At 66.8% G+C, this 226-nt stretch carries 1 protein-coding gene; it reads left to right on the forward strand.

Annotated features, from left to right (window positions below; all coding sequences use genetic code 11):
- Positions 1 to 226 (forward strand): acetamidase/formamidase family protein (locus FNJ47_RS55815; RefSeq protein ID WP_175068549.1); only part of this gene is annotated, 226 nt, incomplete at both ends.

Raw genomic sequence — 226 nt, forward strand, 5'->3', positions numbered from 1 at the left:
GCACCGGCCCGATCCATGTCTGCGGCGCGGAGCCGGGTGATGTGCTCGAGGTGCAGATCCTCGATATCTGGCCGCGGCCCTCGGCCAATCCAGCCTTTGCCGGCAAGGCGTTCGGCAGCAACGCCGCCGCATCGTGGGGCTTCCATTACAAGGATCTGCTCACCGAGCCGAAGCCGCGCGAGGTCGTCACGATCTACGAGGTCGACGCAACCGGCGAGCGCAACTG

Source organism: Bradyrhizobium uaiense, assembly GCF_010811875.1.
Lineage (GTDB): Bacteria > Pseudomonadota > Alphaproteobacteria > Rhizobiales > Xanthobacteraceae > Bradyrhizobium > Bradyrhizobium uaiense.